The organism is Agarivorans sp. Toyoura001 (genome assembly GCF_005405585.1).
In the GTDB taxonomy this organism is placed as follows: Bacteria; Pseudomonadota; Gammaproteobacteria; order Enterobacterales; family Celerinatantimonadaceae; genus Agarivorans.
Map to the genome: position 1 here is coordinate 105,478 of NZ_BJEQ01000003.1, position 17,796 is coordinate 123,273.

The following is a 17,796-nucleotide window of genomic DNA, read 5'->3' on the forward strand; positions in this document are numbered from 1 at the left end:
TGATTGTACCTAGCCTCCAGATAGCCTATCAATAAAGGCCTTGAGCCTTTCTATAGAACAACCAAACTACACTTATTGACTAAATTGCCTTGGCTTCTTTCATAGCTTTCCTATTACGAAATCTTTTATTGAGGCCGATCACTTTTTCGAATTGATGCACTAAACAAGCTAAGGCTACCTGTTAACATGCCATGTGAAAGCGCTTACACATCAATAGTATTTAGTTGAGGTCATCCCAATGTTGCATCGTTACACCGCTCAATCCAGTTATTTTGGTCAGGTCAGTGACTTGATGAGTCCAGGATTGGCCGACGAGTTTGTACAACCCTGGTATGTTCCATTAAGTACAACCCCAGCAGACACGGGGATCGCGGTAGGTGGTATTGGTAGTGCGTACACCCTAACACCAGCGGGAACAACGCCACTGTTTCATATGTTACCGGGTTTGCATCTAGCCGACAGCCAGCGTGATGGTTTGCGATTAGAAGAGTTTTTCTTGAGCCAACGCGATGCAAATGAGCAGCAACTGGTGATAGTGAATCACAGCAACTTTCAGCAAAAGCAGAAGTTTTTCGCCTTAAGTAATCACCTACAACAGCCACTGTTTAAAGCTGATGATGATACAGAGCAACAGCTTGCGCACCTGCAAAACCTTATTCAAGAGCCAGACCTCTACCAATGGAACCAAGCTAATTTACAGCGTTGGAATGTAGAGTTATCAGACAAAACTCAGCAACTGTTAAGCAACCAAGTGACTGGCGCAGCGCTTAACATTAGTTGGTTACTCGATTTCTATGACGGCGCACTTGGCCTTAAAGCAGCCCACCAACAAGCACTCTATGGCGATTGGGAAGCAAATGCCTACCACGGCATAGCCACTTGCCCGAGCAAGCAAGTCAATTATCAAGCGCTGTATCCAGTCGCCAAGCAACAATTCGTTGACCAGCAAGCGATCCAAGTAACAAAGTTTCACTATAGCCCGGTGGTTCCTAATCACGAGGATTGGGCAGCCTTACCGGTGAGTTACACTCGTATCGTATTGCGTAACCAAAGCCAAACTAGACAAGCATTTAGCTTAATTCGCTGTATAGAAAACTTAAGCGGCTTTCAAGCGATTAAACAGCGCCCGGGCGTTCAAGACTCTGCCTGTAAATTGGTTCGTGCGGCTAACGGCCAAACAAGCCAACTGCATCGCTGGCAAAATGACGCTGAACACTGCGCCGTAGAAATGAGCGGTAACGCTAATCCAGGCATAGACTTTGACGGCCAAAGTTGTTTATCCGTTTCCGCGCCAACTGGTTGTTGGGTAAGCGCTAAGCCGTATTTTTACACAGATAATACCGCCAATGTAGTGGCCGGAGGCTTAGCCAGCGGACGCTTAGGAGAATCATTTGACCGCGGTATTTACAGCGGCCGCGAACTCAGTTCAGCAGCGCTTTGCATTAGCGGCGAGCTTGCCCCTGGCGAGCAAGTCGAAGTATGTTTCTCACTAGTGCTAGATTTCCCCCATATTCGTTTACCGGGTCTAACTAGCCTTAAAAAGTACACCCAACAATTTCCACAAAGCGAAGGCAGAGCATTAGCTATTTGCCAGCATGCTATAGAGATAGAACCTCAGTTAACGGCATCATTAGCTAATGTCAGCGAACAATTAATGCCTGACGATAGCCTAGCTAGCTTACCGCTTGGGCCGCAGGGACAAACCGAAACACGGACTCTGGCTCTAAACACCCTATCGTTTCTAGCTGAAGCTACCGTTTGGGATGCCGATGATAAATTTTTAGTAAGAGAATGTGCCGATTACCCATTCTTCAATTCCTTGGATGTGTATTTTTATGGCTCGTTTTCATTACTACAGTGTTTTCCGCGCTTAGATGGCGCGGTAATGCGTCACTTCTCGCAAGCCGTGTTAGCAGAGAACTCGCATATTCGTCGCCACCATGAATACGTAGGCTTACCTCACGCCGATTTACCGAACGATAAAACCGAAGGTCCACGAGCGGTGCGAGGAGCAGTGATTCACGATTTAGGCAGCCCTTTTGACGCTAAACCAGATGCTTACGACTGGCATAATGTTAAGGAGTGGAAGGATTTAGCGCCTAAATACATCTTAATGTTGCTACGTCATTATCGTTTTCATGATGACAAAATCCTATTAAGCGATTGCTGGGAAGCGTGCCAAGCGGCCATGCATTACTTGCAAGCCATGGTAGAACCAGGCCAGTGCTTCCCACTGACTCGCGGCACCGACGATACCTTTGATAACCTGTCTTCACACGGTATTTCGGTATATTGCGGGTCACTGTGGATCGCCAGCTTAGAAGCCTACGCCACCATTGCAGAACTACTAAACAGAACCGGGATCCCGCAGGAGTACCGCTACTTAGCGTCATGCGCACGTAAGCAGTTTCACAGTAGCTTATGGGACGAGCAGGCAGGCTACTTTCACTTCTATGTGACACCGCTGCAAATACGCGATATTAAAGAACAACAGCTCGAGGCCTTAAGTGATGCCTTAAAGCAGTCTCCTTTTGCTGGGCAACTTAAACTACAGAGCAAACCCTGTTCAGTGGAATTAGTGGAACGGCTTAACCAATGGTTAAACGAGCCAAGCCTGCCAGAGTTAGGCGATTTAGCCGATAATGTGCAGCAGTTATGGGCCGAGCACTGCGCGCCACTTAGCTGGCCTACTACTCAAGGTAACCCCAAAACGCTTCGCCAAATACGAAAACTAGCACTCCTCGCGCTAGGCGACTTTTGGCAAAGCTCTTGGCACGCCAAGTTACAACTAGATAGCGATGATAGCTTTGCCGACCAATTGTTAGCCGACAGTTACTGTCGCATGCTGCAGTTACCCGCCATTGCTAGTGAGCAACAACAACGCCGCAGTTTGGCCTATGTTTATCGCCACAACTACCAAATAAATAGCGCACGAGTAGGCGCAGCCAACTTAGTCACACGCTTAGGTGAGCCTAAAGAGTGGGATAATTTCCAAGCTCACGACGTGTGGATTGGCGTGCAATACTCCTTAGTCACGGCGATGGCAGCCTTGGATATGCAGCAGCAGGCCGCTGATTTACTCAACGCCACTTATCGCAATCTATATCAAGATGCACGCATTCCGTTTGCCGCTCCAGAAGGGTTTAATGCTAGCTGCCGCTTTAACAGTAAGCAGTTCTCCCACTTGAAAGACGGCGAAACCGAGCAGCTTCATCAGGCGCTAATAGACTTAGGTTTACTCTATTCAGATGGGCGTATTGCTGCAGATATTCCACGTCAGTTTAATGAGTTCAAACTGCGCAGTGCCGCCCTATGCCAAAAATTTCAGTTAAACAGCCAAACGCTGTTCTACGCCTTACACCATACCGGACTTAAGTACACCGCAGGTCGCTACTTCCGCCCCGGCATGATCTTTTCTTTAGCTTTGGTTAAGCCTTTGACCAACGCCGAACAGCATTCAGCTTAACAATTCTGAGGTAAATATGAGCAAGCAATACGGTTATTTCGATGACCAAAACAAGGAATACGTACTAACTACGCCGAAAACGCCGATAAAATGGGCGAACTACGTGGGAACTCTCGACTTTGGCGGTTTAGTAGATACCACTGGCGGCACCGTTGTGTGTAAACAAGATCCCGCCTTAAACCGTATTACTAAATACATTGCACAGTTGCCACAGTCTGAGTTTAAAGGCTCAACGGTGTATATTCGCCGCAAAACTGCGCAAGGTTACCAACTGTTTTCTCCGTTCTTTACGCCAACGTTAGAAGCCTTAGATAAGTTTGAATGTCGCATTGGTTTGTCTTACACCCGCTGGGTAGTTGAAGCTCAAGGTTTGCGTATCGACCTTAAGATTTTTGTTCCTCAAGGTTCTAGCACCTTAATTCAAGATATTCAGGTCACTAACATTAGTGAGCAAACCCAAGCTGTAGATGTAGTACCGGTTTACGAGTTCACCCACTTTGATGCTTTAAAACAGCTAGTAAATGCCGATTGGGTACCGCAAACCATGGCGCTAAAAGCGCACCCAGAAAGCACTGGCCACGTAGTTTTAGAGCAATATGCTTTCATGAAGCGTGATAGCGCAGTGAACTACTTAAGCTGTAACCGACCGGTTGATTCTTGGGAAGGTGACCGCCGTGCATTTTTAGGTGATAACGAATTTGGCTCTTGGTCAAAACCCTTATCACTAATGGAGCCTAGCTTAGGCAACTCTGAATGTGATCGCGGTGATAACGTAGGCGCGCTATTGGTGAACTTGGGCGAACTTGCGCCGGGAAACACTGAGCGGGTCATTACTCAGTTAGGCCAAGTAAGCAGTTTGGCTGACGCCAAACCAAGCATCGATTTATATCGCCAAGAAAGCGCTGTAGACCAAGCCTTTGTTGAGCTATCTGGATTTTGGGAAGACTACCTACAAGTGATGCAGGTAGACACCCCAGATACAGCCATGAACTCAATGCTCAACGTACATAATCCTCGCCAATGCCACACCACTAAAAACTGGTCTCGTTACCTGTCTTTATACCAGTTGGGCTACGGCGCTCGCGGTATTGGCTTTAGGGACTCATCACAAGATTTAATTGGTGTGATGTCGCACATGCCGCAAGAAGCACGCGAATTTGCCGAGCGTTTATTATCGGTTCAACTCGCCAATGGCTCGGCCATGCACCAGTACTTCCCGCTCACTATGGAAGCCAACGAAGGTGACTCACGCGAAGAGCCAGAATGCCCTAACTACTACGGCGACGACCATTTATGGATCGTACTTACGGTTGCCCAGTACTTAAAAGAAACTGGCGATCTGGATTTCTTAAACAAGCCTATTTCTTATTACAGCAAAACCCTAGAACCTGAAGATCGCCCGCAAGCCAGCGTTTATCAACACTTGCTTAAAGCCGTTGATTTTACGTGGAATAATGTAGGTGAACATGGCCTACCGCTACTCGGTTTTGCCGATTGGAACGATACCGTTAACTTACCAACAGGCGCTGAGTCTCTGTTTGTTGCTAACTTATTTGGTAAAGCGCTAAAAGAGCTGTTAGACATTGCTAAAACCTTGGATGACCAGAGCAGCTACGATTTGCTCAATGGCTACTATCAAGAAATGAAACAACGCGTTAATCAGCATGCTTGGGACGGCGAATGGTGGGTACGTTACTTTACTAACGAAGGCCAACCGATTGGTTCGCATAAAAACCAACATGGTAGTTTATACACCAACGGACAGTCGTGGCCGGTAATCTCTGGCTTTGCTGAAGGCGACCGCATGCTAGCTGGCCTTGAAGCTGTTAATCACAAGCTAAATACCAAGTACGGCATTATGTTGTCTGGCCCTGGTTATAATGGTTTTGACCCACAACTGGGTGGCGTAAGTACTTACCCACCGGGTGCTAAAGAAAACGGGGGGATCTTCTTACACTCAAACCCTTGGGTAATGATGGCCGAAACCATAGCCGGTAACGGCGACCGTGCCTTTGAGTACTACAACCAAATTAACCCTGCTTTCCACAACGATAACTTGGATGTATTCCAATCCGAACCTTATTGTTATCCGCAAAATATTCTAGGCGCGGAACACAAACAATTTGGTATGGGTCGCAACGCCTGGTTGTCGGGCACCTCTGCCTGGACTTATGTAGCTGGTACCCAATACATCTTGGGTATTAAACCCACGCTAACGGGGCTAGAAGTAGACCCTTGTATTCCAACGGCATGGCCTGGCTTTAGCGTGAAACGCCGTTACCGTGGCGCGCAATACAACATTGAGGTTAGCAACCCTAACGGCGTGAGCTCGGGTGTGGTAAGTGTTACCGTAAATGGCGACGCAATAGATGGAAAAGTGCTACCTGTCTTTAGTGAAGGCGAGCATCACGTAGAAGTGGTACTAGGCTAAACCGAGTACAGCAATAAAAAAGCCAGCGCTATGCTGGCTTTTTTGTATTTAAAATAACGACTTACTATGGCTGAGCTAAAGACTTTTGCGTCTCTGCATCAAACAAGTGCACGAAGGTGGCATCTAAAAATATCTCTAGAGACTTAGGCAATTTACCATGCTCCGCTGGAGCTTCAATCACAATATTCTGCCCGCCCATTTCTGCTTTCACGTGCATAGTCGCACCTAATAATTCACTATCAGAGAAGGTAGCTTTGGCCGCTATAACGTGGCTAGCTTCTAGCTGTTTCTCATGTAAATGAATATCGTTAGGGCGAATGCCTAGCGTTAGTGCTTGACCTTCTTGTAGCTTACCTACGAATTTCTCCGGGGCTTTAATCACCTGGCCAGCTAATTCCAACAGCCACTCGCCGTCTTGCTGTTTAGCAGTCACTGGGATCATATTCATAGACGGCGAACCGATAAAGCTCGCTACAAATTGATTTTTAGGCTGAGTAAACACCTCATAAGGCGTACCAATTTGTGCGGTAACCCCTTTATTCATGATCACGATACGATCTGCTAAGGTCATCGCCTCTACCTGGTCATGCGTAACATATAAGGTAGTTACACCCAATTTATGGTGCATGTCTTTTATTTCTGCACGCATTTTGCCGCGAAGCTTAGCGTCGAGGTTAGATAAAGGCTCATCAAACAAAAATAGCTTAGGCGTGCGCACCATAGCCCGCCCCATGGCGACCCGCTGGCGTTGCCCACCAGAAAGTTGTTTAGGTTTACGATGAAGATAGTCAGTTAACTGCAGCATTTCGGCTGCCCAATCCACTGACTTTTTAATCTCTTTTTTCTTAACCCCTTGAACTTTAAGCGCAAAGGCAATGTTTTCGTATACTGTCATGTGGGGGTAAAGCGCATAGCTTTGAAATACCATGGCAAGATCGCGATCTTTTGGGTCAACGTCGTTGAGGCATTTTTCATCCATACAGATTTGACCCGAAGAAATGGTTTCTAAGCCGGCCACCATCCTCAAAATGGTGGATTTACCACACCCAGAGGCTCCGAGTAGTACCACAAATTCACCATCACTCATCTCTAAGTCGAAACCTTTTACAATTTCAACTTTGCCGTAACTCTTACGTAGATCTTTAAATGACAGTGACGCCATAATTATGCTCCTGCGCGTTGTTGTAAAAATTGTTGGAAGTATTTAGCACTTTGCTTAAGCACTCGTTGCTGGCTTGCGTAATCAACATAAACAATGCCAAAACGTTTCTCATAACCGAAGGCCCACTCAAAGTTATCCATTAAACTCCAAGCAAAATAGCCACGCATATCCACGCCCTGCTCCATTGCCACAGCCACCGCGTCTAGGTGTGATTGGTAGTAGTCACAACGTTGTTGATCGATCACTTCGCCATTTTCCAGGCTGTCTGCGCCGGCCATGCCGTTTTCGGTAATGAAGATCGGCGGCAAGGTATAGCGCTGATTAAGTTTTACCAATAAAGCGGTGAGTGCTTCAGGGCACACTTCCCAACCCATATCTGTACGCTCTACATCTGGCAGCACCACTTGGCACGGGCCATTTTCAGTGGCTTTAATCACGTGGCGGGTATAGTAGTTAATGCCTAAGAAGTCGATGGGTTGGTTAATTAAGGCCAGATCGCCAGGTAAAATAGTCGGCCACCATAATGGTTGCTGCTGGCGAATCGCTGCTGGGTATTCCCCTTCAACAATGGGCTGTAAGAACCAATGAATGCCCTGTTGCTCATCAAAATCGGCAGCTAATACATCAGCCGCATTGGTTGGGTCTGCTGGGTAAGCAGGGGTAAAGTTAAGTACAATACCGTGCTCTGCTTTAGGGGCGTTTTCACGCATTTTTGGCAATGCTAAACCGTGAGCTAGCAATATATGGTGAGCAGCTTGAAAACCTAGCTTATCCTCTGTTAAACCGGGGGCGTGCTGACCAAAGCGGTAACCTAAAAAGGCACTACATAGTGGTTCGTTAAAGGTAGCATAACTAAATACTGAATCACCTAAAGCTTTTGTCATGATGTCGGCAAATTCAGCGAATTTATAGGCTGTTTCGCGACTTAACCAACCACCTCGGTCTTCTAGATACTGAGGTAAATCCCAATGATAAAGGGTAACAAATGGCTTAATGCCTAATTCATTAAGCTTGGCAATTAAGCGTTTATAAAACTCAATTCCTTTACTGTTTACTTGCCCTTCTACTGGCATAATACGCGGCCAAGCAATCGATAAACGATAAGCATCAACGCCTAACTCGGCGATCATCTCTAGGTCTTGTTCCCAAAGATGGTAGTGATCACATGCTACTGTGCCGTCGTCGCCATTAGCCACTTTTCCGGGAGTGGCACAAAAGCGGTCCCAAATAGACTCACAACGTTCATCTTCTTTATTTGCGCCTTCAATTTGAAACGCAGCGGTAGCCACACCAAATACAAAGTCACTACGACGAAAAGGAGAAGACTCGGGAAATTCAAAAGACATAACACAACCTCAACACTACGCCTTTACTGACGCATATCATTATATTCATGGGATAAAAAAGAGACTGCCAGCAGATTTACTGCTGATCGACCTTAGCTATACATTCACAAAAACGCATAGCTAACATCAAGCAAGGAGTCGATTAAGAGTAACTGGGACAGGTCATATTCAACTCCTTAAATTGGGTAGGTAAGCTAACCGACGGGAGGTGCCGACGATTCTCGCACTATAAGTTGTGGTTCTAACTGCACACCTTTTACTAGGTCTACATTTGATAAATTCTGTAACACCATATTTGCTGCGATGGTGCCCATTTCTTCAATTGGAAAACGAATAGTGGTCATCTTCGGTCGCAAATAGCGCGAATAAAACATGTCATCGTAGCCCACCACCGAAATTCGCTCCGCTGGTGATTCATTGTCTAGCGACAAAATGTCGTATACGCCAATAGCAATGTTATCGTTACCGCACACCACTCCGGTGAACTCAACATCACGCTGGAATAACTTAGCCGCCGCTTTGTTGCCGCCATCTTCTTGGTACAAACCTTCTACGACTAACTGTGCGTCGTATTCTATGCCTGCTTCATTAAGGGCATTACGGTAACCTTGTAAACGCTCTCGCGCATCAAGGTGAACTAATGGACCCGTGATCGAAGCGATTTTTGTATGACCTAAATCGATAAGATGTTTGGTCGCCAAATATCCGCCTAATTCATTGTTCAAATAAATACAGCGATTGGCTAACTCCGGCACATAGCGGTTTAATACAAAAATATTAGGATTACGCTGACACATTTCGATCAGCTCATCGTCACCCATGGCCTGTACCACTAGCAAAATAGCGTCGACACGACGAGAATTTAAAAAGCGAATCGCATCTCGCTCTTGTTCTAAATCATCGTGGCCACTGGTAGCGATAAGGTGCTGGCCTTCGTTTCGCAATACCGATTCAATACTGTGCATCATGGGACCATAGAACGGGCCAGATAAGGTACCCACTACAATCCCCACGCTATAAGAGCGGTTGGTAGCCAGAGCTTGAGCAAATGAATTAGGTTGATAACCCAATTTATCCATCGCAGCCATAACACGCTCTCGGTTAATTTCCGATACCTTGTTATTGCCGTTCATCACTCTAGATACGGTTGCTTGCGATACACCCGCTAGATCAGAGACTTCCTTGATCGTTGCCATTATTACTTTAGCCTCGCTGTATTAGTAAGCGCTGACACTATAGTTTCTCTGGGCACAGTCAGAGTTAACCTATTCCCGTGAAAGCGCTTTCTCTTAATATGACTGATTGCAGTTATTTATGTCAATTGCCTTTGGGGGCAGCAAATCTGATATGTGAGCCGCCGCAAAGTTTCGATTTCATTGGTGAAAATTAGATTTGAAGCCAAAAAGTCATTGGCCCGTCATTTACGGAAGACACTTGCATGTCGGCAGCAAAGACACCGGTTTCGGTAGCTAGGCCGCGGTCTTTACAGGCACTGACAAAATGTTCGTAAAGATGTTTAGCTTGCTCTGGCGTAGCCCCTTTAGAAAACCCGGGGCGCAAGCCTTTATCGGTATCGGCCACTAAAGTAAATTGCGACACTACCAATAAGCTTCCCCCAGCTTGCTGCACATTCAGGTTAGTTTTACCGTTTTCATCGGCAAAAATGCGGTACTTAATAACCTTTTCACAAAGCTTCACCGCTTTGCTTTGATCATCGGTTTGTTCAACGCCTAGCAAAACTAATAAACCAGGACCAATGCTGCCACTTGTTTCACCACTAATTGTGACACTGGCCTGCTGAACCCGTTGAATTAAAGCAATCATAACGACTCCTCTATGTTGCTATCTATTGCTTGTGCTTGTTGTTGCTGTTGCTGTTGTGAAAACTCGCCAAGAGCGGCGGTGATCTCTGCGCCTATCAATACCACTACCCAACTCACATAAACCCATACAAATAGTATAGGTATACTTGCTAAGGCACCGTAGATCACTTGGTAAGAAGGAAATGAAGCCACATATAAGGCAAAACCACGCTTGCCCAACTCAAATAGCAAGGCGGCGACAACCGCACCGGTTAAACCGTGTTTAAAACGAATTGATTGGTTAGGCACCAATAAGTACAACAAGCAAAACGCGCCAATGGAAAACAACAAAGGCACCATACGTAACAGTTGATTCCATATTCCCAACAATGTTTCATCAGCAAACAACTGCATAGAGAAAATATATGAACTTAAAGCTAAGCTGCCCCCCATTAACAAGGGACCTAAAGTAAGAATCATCCAATACATAGGAAATGCGCTGCTCCAGCGTCGTTTCACTTTTACTCGCCAAATCATGTTCAAACTTTTGTCGATGGTAGAAATCAACATCAGCGCTACCACCGCCAATGCAGCTATTCCCACCGCGGTCATTTTTGAAGCGTTCTCCACAAAACCGCGTAGATTCTCTTTAACCACCTCGCCAGAAGCCGGCACAAAGTTGCTGAAGACAAAATCTTCAATATGAATTTGAAATCCAGCAAACACCGGAAAAGCACTGATAATTGAAAAAGTCACCGCCACCAAAGGCACCAACGACAGCAACGTGACATAAGCAAGTGAGCCGGCAATCATCGTGAGTTTTTCTTGTTTGATACGCTGAATCAGAAAATGGCTAAAGCTTTTTGCGGTGGCAAAATAACCTTGCCAATCAAGCGTTTTTAAACGGCCACTCATGATTAATTTCACTCCTTTGTTTTTTATGGCTAAAGAATGACTCAGATATGCGCTCAACTCAAGTTTAACAAGGGCTTAAGCCTCTTATTTAACAAAAAAAAGCTAAACAAAAGCTGATGTTTTTTTGAACTGAATCACATAAAGTGCTAGACTCCCGCCCCATTTCGTTTTGTTCTTTTTTGGATCCTAAGAACCATGTTTGAATTTCCTAAATTTCGGGGAGCTACGGTTAAAAACGACCTACTCTCTGGTTTAACTGTAGCGCTTGCGCTTGTTCCCGAAGCAGTAGCCTTCGCTTTTGTTGCTGGTGTAGAACCTTTAGTCGGTTTATACGCGGCCTTTATGGTGGGTTTAATTACCGCTGTAATTGGTGGTCGCCCGGGGATGATTTCTGGTGCCACTGGTGCACTTGCGGTAGTAATGGTCGCACTAGTCGCAGACCACGGGGTACAGTATTTATTTGCCACCGTGGTATTAATGGGGATCCTGCAAGTGCTTGCGGGGGTATTCCATCTCGGTAAGTTTATTCGCATGGTACCCCACCCGGTAATGCTAGGCTTTGTTAATGGCTTAGCCATTGTGATTTTCTTAGCGCAATTAGGGCAGTTTCAAGTGCCTAATGCCTTTGGTGAAATGGAATGGATGCAAGGTAGCCAACTATGGATTATGTTAGGCCTAGTGGCGATTACTATGGCAGTAATCCACTTTTTACCGAAGCTTACCAGCGCAGTACCTGCTTCTCTAGTCGCCATTGTGGGGGTAACGGTATCAGTGCATGTGCTTAACTTAGATACCCGCACCGTAGTAGATTTTGTACGCAGTATGACTGGCGATGCTAATGCGACAATTGCCGGTGGTCTGCCGAGCTTCTCTATTCCAAGCGTGCCTTTCAACTTAGAAACCTTAAAAATCATCTTCCCTTATGCTCTAGTATTGGCGGCAATTGGTTTGATTGAGTCTCTACTCACCTTAACGGTAGTTGATGAGATGACAGGCACCCGTGGTCACGGTAACAAAGAATGTATTGGCCAAGGCGTTGCAAACGTTACAACCGGTTTCTTTGGTGGCATGGGCGGTTGTGCCATGATTGGCCAGAGTATGATTAACATTCGCTCAGGCGGCCGTGGCCGTTTATCAGGCATCAGCGCTGCATTAGCCTTGCTTGGCTTTATTTTGTTTGGCTCATCTTTAATCGAAATGATCCCATTAGCAGCACTGGTTGGTGTGATGTTTATGGTAGTACTAGGTACCTTTGAATGGGCCAGTTTACGCATGATTAACAAGGTGCCAAAAGCAGATTTCTTTGTGATTGTATTGGTATCGGTTGTTACGGTATTCACTGACTTGGCAGTAGCCGTAGTGATTGGTGTAATTGTGTCGGCTTTGGTATTTGCTTGGAACCACGCAAAACACATCTACGTGACCACGTCTAGCGATGATGAAGACCACAAGGTGTATCAACTAGATGGTCCATTGTTCTTTGGTTCTGCGGCTAACTTCTTAGATTTATTTAGCCCAGCCAACGACCCAAAAGATGTAGTGATTGATTTTGCTAAATCGAGAGTGAGTGATCACTCTGCGATTGAAGCCATTGATACCTTGGCTGAGCGTTACGAAAAAGCCGGTAAAACTCTACACCTTAAGCACCTTAGCCCTGAATGTCGCAAGCTACTAACTAAAGCAGGCAGCGCGGTTGAAGTGAACTTGATTGAAGATCCTAGCTACAAAGTTGCCAGCGATACGTTAGACAACTAAGCGCGTTAACCTCATCAAGATAAAGCCGTTAACTCCGAGTGAGTTAACGGCTTTTTTTTTGCTCGCATGCTAGATTAAATAGAGGTTGTGCGGCGTTAGGGGCCACAGTGATAGATTCATTTTTGTCTGACTTAGGTTTGCTCATTTATGTATTGCTGATTATTGCAGTGGCCCTACAAGTGATGTTAAAACGCCGTCCAGTAGGCGTAACCCTTACCTGGCTGCTACTGATTTTTGCAATACCTTTACTGGGCATTATTTGCTACCAGCTATTTGGTGAGCGCTATTTGGGCCGCTTGCGCGCTAGGCGAGCGCGAGTAATGGAAACCAAGTACAAACAAAGTGTACACCAGTTTAAGCGTTCTCCTCACGCTGTAGAGCGCTCCTGTTCAGAACAAGCAGAACCCCTAAACAAACTAACCCGGCGTTTGCTTGGCTTGCCAATATTGGGAGGGAATTTATTACAAAACCTTGAAGATTCCCTCTCTACGCTAAGCCAGCTAACCCAAGATATACACCAAGCAAAAACCACCATCTACCTTGAGTTTTACATTGTACAACTCGGTGGATTAGTCGACCCATTGTTAGACGCTTTGGCGCTTGCTGCCCAACGAAAAGTAAGTGTGTACTTACTGGCTGACTCAGTAGGATCAAGAGAGTTTTTAAGCTCTGAGAAAAGACCCCAACTAGAACATGCTGGCGTAAATGTGATTGAAGCATTACACGCCAACCCCATTCGAATGCTACTACAACGCATAGATTTAAGGCTGCATCGAAAAATTGCTGCCATTGACCAACACGTGGCGTATACCGGCTCTATGAATCTCGTAGACCCACGCTTTTTTAATCAGCAGCGCGGCCTTGGCCAATGGGTTGATTTGATGTTGAGGGTGGAAGGTCCCGCTGCAGTAAACCTACAAGCGGTGGTCGCTTACGATATTGAAATGGAAACTGGCTTGGCACTTATCGAGCAATTAGATTTAGTCTCTCCTGCCGCTTCTGCTGGTCAGCAGCTCATGCAGATTATGCCTTCAGGACCAGGCATCTTTGGCGACCATGTTATTCAGTTACTGCTCTCGTCTTTATACTTAGCCAAGCAACAAATTGTATTAACCAGCCCTTACTTTGTGCCTGATGAAAGCCTGCAAATGGCCTTAGTGACTGCCGCTAATCGCGGGGTAGAAGTTAACCTAATTTTACCCGCAAGAAATGATTCCTTTTTGGTACGGTACGCCAGCCATTCCTTTTATCAGCAACTATTAGATGCTGGCGTTAATATCTTCAAATTCAATGGCGGTTTATTACACACCAAAAGCCTGCTAATCGATCAGCAAGTTGCTTTGGTGGGCACCGTAAATTTAGACATGCGCAGTTTATGGCTTAACTTTGAAGTGACATCGATTATTGATGACAAAGATTACGCCAAAGATTTATATAGAATCATGCAACACTACTTACAACAAAGCAGTAAAGTTGATGCTATTGCCTGGCGAAAACGTCCCGTTTATCGACGGTTGATGGAAAATATTATCCATATTTTTAGTCCTTTGCTGTAGCAATCAAACGACCTAAGACCTAGCAAGGCACGTTATTCACCACTGCATAGTTATTCAAGCCCTTTACTCTGAAAGGAAGTAATCATGCTAGGTAAGGGTAGAATACTGCAATCCAAGAACTAGCTAACAATCCTTAAACGTCGCGCCTCCAACTATTATCCAGCGCAATACATTTATAGTATGAATAAGGCTTTCAGCACCTATAAACTGAGCTACCGCACATTTCAATCACAAAAACATCTAAATAAAGTGACTAAATAGCCATTTGGGCATGTAATCAATTCCCCCATAATCATACATTTTCGCTCGTTATGCTTGGCGATTTATAGGATATATCTAGGTTTTCATGTGAGTCATCAACAACCCAGTTCCATTGCTCCGCGTAAGTTGCAACTAAGCGCCTCCTCTGTAAAGCAATTAGCACTTCAGCACCAAGGCGAAGAACTCGCACAACGCTACCAACGTTTTTTTCAAGCGAGTATCGCGAGTAACGATTCTGAAGTGAAGAAGGTCTATCAATTACGCCATCGCGTGTATTGTGAAGAGTTTAAATTTGAACCCAGTAATAAGCTGCAGCAGGAAAAAGACAACTACGATAGCTACTCACAGTATTGCCGAGTGCAACATTTAACCAGCGGGCTTGATGCCGGTTGCTTAAGAATGGTGCACCCAAAAGGTCAACAGAGTCTGCCTATTTTGGATGCCTGCGGTTCGGCCATTACTCATCAAGCATTGCACCCAGATAATTTTGCCAGAGAAAGTATTTGCGAAGTGTCGCGCGTGGCTTTAGATACTCAATTTCGTCGTAGGAAAATTGATAACAAAAGTGGTAATCGGCCTTCAGGCATGACGTTAGCGGAATTTAGCCAAAAAGAGCTGAGAACCTTTCCCTACATCACCATGAGTTTATATTTAGCAGCATCGATTGTTGCTGAACAAAGTGGCATTAAACACGCTTACGTGATGGTTGAACCCAAACTCGCCCGAAGCTTGTCCTTGTTTGGCATTAAGATGACGCGCATTAGCCCAAATATTGATTACCACGGTATTAGAGCGGCTTACCACATCACTCTTGAGCGCTTTCAAGAGCAACTCCCCTTGTTATATCAACCTTTGTTTGAGCTGATTAAACAAAGCGTTAACCCTAAAATAGGCTTACTCGCCAACTCCCCCGCTTAACAAAAATTTTTACAAAAACTAAAAAAGGCAGCCTAAGCTGCCTTTTTCAATCACCTTATAAACGCTTGCTTATGGTGCCTTAGGTGGGCGACCCGCACGCTTACGTTCGTTTTCGGTAAGCAAACGCTTACGAATACGAATGCTTTCAGGCGTCACTTCTACTAACTCGTCATCATCAATAAACTCAAGCGCTTGCTCAAGAGTCATAAGAATCGGTGGCGTTAGTACTTGTGCTTCATCAGTACCTGAAGAACGAACGTTAGTTAGCTGCTTACCTTTCAGACAGTTTACTGTTAAATCGTTATCACGGCTGTGAATACCCACGATTTGACCTTCGTATACTTCGTCGGCATGTTGAGTAAATAAACGACCACGGTCTTGTAGGTTATACAACGAGTAAGTCAGTGCTTTACCGGTAGCATTTGAGATCAATACGCCGTTTTGACGCTGACCAATCGTACCGCCCTTATGTGGACCGTAACGTTCAAAAGTATGGTAAATCAGACCTGAACCTGAAGTTAGCGTCATGAATTCAGTTTGGAAACCCATTAAACCACGGCTTGGCATCAAGAAGTCCATGCGAACACGGCCTTTGCCATCTGGTGCCATATCAGTAAGGTCACCCTTACGTAAGCCCATTTGCTCCATAACACTACCCTGATGCGCTTCTTCAACATCAATGGTTACTGTTTCGTACGGTTCTTCAAGTTTGCCATCTACCGTACGCAGAATTACTTCTGGGCGTGATACCGCAAGCTCAAAACCTTCACGACGCATGTTTTCGATAAGGATACCTAAGTGAAGCTCGCCACGGCCAGATACGCGGAATTTATCCGGATCGTCCATTTCTTCAACACGTAAAGCAACGTTATGAACCATTTCTTTTTGCAAACGCTCAAGAATGTTTCGAGAAGTAACAAATTTACCTTCTTTACCAGCAAACGGAGAGTTGTTTACCTGGAAAGTCATGTTAACCGTAGGTTCATCAACACTCAGTGGCGTTAAGGCTTCAACGTTGTTGGTATCACAAATGGTGTCAGAGATTTTAAGCTCGCCAAGACCCGTAATAGCAATAATGTTACCGGCTTCTGCTTTCTGTGTTTCTTGACGCTCTAGGCCCAAGTAACTTAGCACAAGGCCAACTTTACCATTGCGGGTTTTACCGTCAGCGCCCACTACAGTCACTTGTTGGTTAGGCACAACACTACCGCGAGTAATACGGCCTACACCGATAACACCAACATAAGAGTTGTAATCTAACTGAGAAATTTGCATCTGGAAATCGCCACTTGGGTCAGCAGCTGGAGGAGCAACATTTTCAACAATTGCTTGGAACAATGGTTCCATGTTGTCTGATGGCTCATCTAAGTCCATGGTTGCCCAGCCGTTAATCGCTGATGCATAAACCACTTTAAAGTCTAACTGATCGTCAGTTGCACCAAGGTTATCGAATAAATCAAATACTTGATCCATAACCCAATCAGGGCGAGCACCTGGTTTATCAATCTTGTTAATGACTAAGATTGGCTTAAGGCCTTGAGCAAACGCTTTTTGTGTTACAAAGCGTGTTTGCGGCATTGGGCCTTCTTGGGCATCAACAAGTAGCAACACTGAGTCAGCCATAGACATAACACGCTCTACTTCTCCACCGAAGTCGGCGTGCCCAGGAGTATCAACAATGTTGATATGGTAGTCGTTCCATTCAATAGCAGTATTTTTTGCAAGAATGGTAATACCACGCTCTTTCTCAATGTCGTTAGAGTCCATGACTCGCTCTTCAGCATCACCACGAGTAGTTAGCGTACCGGATTGCTGCAATAACTTGTCAACTAGGGTCGTTTTCCCGTGGTCAACGTGAGCAATAATGGCGATGTTTCTTAACTTATCTAGCACGGCTCTCAGCCCTTTTATAATGAGGTAAAAGTAAAAAGTGCGCTATTGTACATATAAACGACAACTTCTCATAGTTTTAAGTTGATCACGGTTTTTCTCCTACCCACTTAGGGTATGATAAGTGCGGCTAGAAACTTAACGCACCAAAATGGACAAGAACAGCACCACAAAAGTGCACCGCATTGCACTAAATTGATGCCCCTTCCCATAACAACCATATATATCAATATCTTATGTGTTGGCACAGTTTTAGCTTCAAGCAACACAACAGCGTTAATTCGTTATAAATAC

General features: G+C 45.3%; 11 protein-coding genes. 5 read left to right on the plus strand and 6 right to left on the minus strand.

Annotation, left to right across the window (positions count from 1 at the left end; translation table 11 throughout):
- Positions 1-238 precede the first annotated feature (238 nt).
- Together FFR00_RS05760 and FFR00_RS05765 are read left to right on the plus strand one after the other, a co-directional pair.
- Complete coding sequence (locus FFR00_RS05760; protein ID WP_137672431.1) at positions 239-3,466, plus strand: GH116 family glycosyl hydrolase; 3,228 nt, start codon at positions 239-241, stop codon at positions 3,464-3,466.
- A gap of 16 nt (positions 3,467-3,482) precedes the next feature.
- On the plus strand, positions 3,483-5,897 hold the full coding sequence (locus FFR00_RS05765; protein ID WP_137672432.1) for a GH36-type glycosyl hydrolase domain-containing protein: 2,415 nt from the start codon (positions 3,483-3,485) through the stop codon (positions 5,895-5,897).
- A gap of 64 nt (positions 5,898-5,961) precedes the next feature.
- On the opposite strand, the gene FFR00_RS05770 is transcribed toward FFR00_RS05765, so the two are convergent.
- The 5 genes from FFR00_RS05770 to FFR00_RS05790 form a co-directional block, all read right to left on the minus strand.
- Complete coding sequence (locus FFR00_RS05770) at positions 5,962-7,059, minus strand: ABC transporter ATP-binding protein (RefSeq protein ID WP_137672433.1); 1,098 nt, start codon at positions 7,057-7,059, stop codon at positions 5,962-5,964.
- Between the two features lie 2 nt (positions 7,060-7,061).
- A complete protein-coding gene (locus tag FFR00_RS05775) occupies positions 7,062-8,405 on the minus strand; it encodes a GH1 family beta-glucosidase (protein WP_137672434.1) in 1,344 nt (447 codons plus the stop codon).
- A 194-nt stretch (positions 8,406-8,599) separates the two neighbouring features.
- On the minus strand, positions 8,600-9,601 hold the full coding sequence (locus FFR00_RS05780; protein WP_137672435.1) for a LacI family DNA-binding transcriptional regulator: 1,002 nt from the start codon (positions 9,599-9,601) through the stop codon (positions 8,600-8,602).
- A 190-nt stretch (positions 9,602-9,791) separates the two neighbouring features.
- Positions 9,792-10,229 (minus strand): D-aminoacyl-tRNA deacylase, encoded by a 438-nt coding sequence (gene dtd, locus FFR00_RS05785; protein ID WP_137672436.1) that lies wholly within the window; start codon positions 10,227-10,229, stop codon positions 9,792-9,794.
- Positions 10,226-11,122, minus strand: a complete 897-nt coding sequence (locus tag FFR00_RS05790) for a virulence factor BrkB family protein (RefSeq protein ID WP_137672437.1) — start codon at positions 11,120-11,122, stop codon at positions 10,226-10,228. Before FFR00_RS05790 ends, dtd begins: the two co-directional genes overlap by 4 nt.
- A gap of 195 nt (positions 11,123-11,317) precedes the next feature.
- Between FFR00_RS05790 and FFR00_RS05795 the strand changes: the two genes are divergently transcribed.
- The 3 genes from FFR00_RS05795 to FFR00_RS05805 all read left to right on the plus strand — a co-directional run bounded on the left by FFR00_RS05795 (position 11,318) and on the right by FFR00_RS05805 (position 15,612).
- Positions 11,318-12,877 carry a SulP family inorganic anion transporter gene (locus FFR00_RS05795; RefSeq protein ID WP_137672438.1) on the plus strand — a complete coding sequence of 520 codons (1,560 nt, stop codon included), beginning with the start codon at positions 11,318-11,320 and terminating at the stop codon, positions 12,875-12,877.
- 107 nt (positions 12,878-12,984) lie between these two features.
- On the plus strand, positions 12,985-14,433 hold the full coding sequence (cls, locus tag FFR00_RS05800; RefSeq protein WP_137672439.1) for a cardiolipin synthase: 1,449 nt from the start codon (positions 12,985-12,987) through the stop codon (positions 14,431-14,433).
- Between the two features lie 348 nt (positions 14,434-14,781).
- Positions 14,782-15,612 (plus strand): PEP-CTERM/exosortase system-associated acyltransferase, encoded by an 831-nt coding sequence (locus tag FFR00_RS05805; RefSeq protein WP_161985099.1) that lies wholly within the window; start codon positions 14,782-14,784, stop codon positions 15,610-15,612.
- A 69-nt stretch (positions 15,613-15,681) separates the two neighbouring features.
- Here the strand turns inward: FFR00_RS05805 and typA are convergent, their stop codons facing one another.
- Positions 15,682-17,505 (minus strand): translational GTPase TypA, encoded by a 1,824-nt coding sequence (gene typA, locus FFR00_RS05810; protein ID WP_137672441.1) that lies wholly within the window; start codon positions 17,503-17,505, stop codon positions 15,682-15,684.
- Positions 17,506-17,796: the final 291 nt, after the last annotated feature.

Coding starts and splice junctions, on each gene's coding strand:
- FFR00_RS05760 (WP_137672431.1), top strand. CDS start 239: ATGTTGCATCGTTACACCGCTCAATCCAGTTATTTTGGTCAGGTCAGT.
- FFR00_RS05765 (WP_137672432.1), top strand. CDS start 3,483: ATGAGCAAGCAATACGGTTATTTCGATGACCAAAACAAGGAATACGTA.
- FFR00_RS05770 (WP_137672433.1), bottom strand. CDS start 7,059: ATGGCGTCACTGTCATTTAAAGATCTACGTAAGAGTTACGGCAAAGTT.
- FFR00_RS05775 (WP_137672434.1), bottom strand. CDS start 8,405: ATGTCTTTTGAATTTCCCGAGTCTTCTCCTTTTCGTCGTAGTGACTTT.
- FFR00_RS05780 (WP_137672435.1), bottom strand. CDS start 9,601: ATGGCAACGATCAAGGAAGTCTCTGATCTAGCGGGTGTATCGCAAGCA.
- dtd (WP_137672436.1), bottom strand. CDS start 10,229: ATGATTGCTTTAATTCAACGGGTTCAGCAGGCCAGTGTCACAATTAGT.
- FFR00_RS05790 (WP_137672437.1), bottom strand. CDS start 11,122: ATGAGTGGCCGTTTAAAAACGCTTGATTGGCAAGGTTATTTTGCCACC.
- FFR00_RS05795 (WP_137672438.1), top strand. CDS start 11,318: ATGTTTGAATTTCCTAAATTTCGGGGAGCTACGGTTAAAAACGACCTA.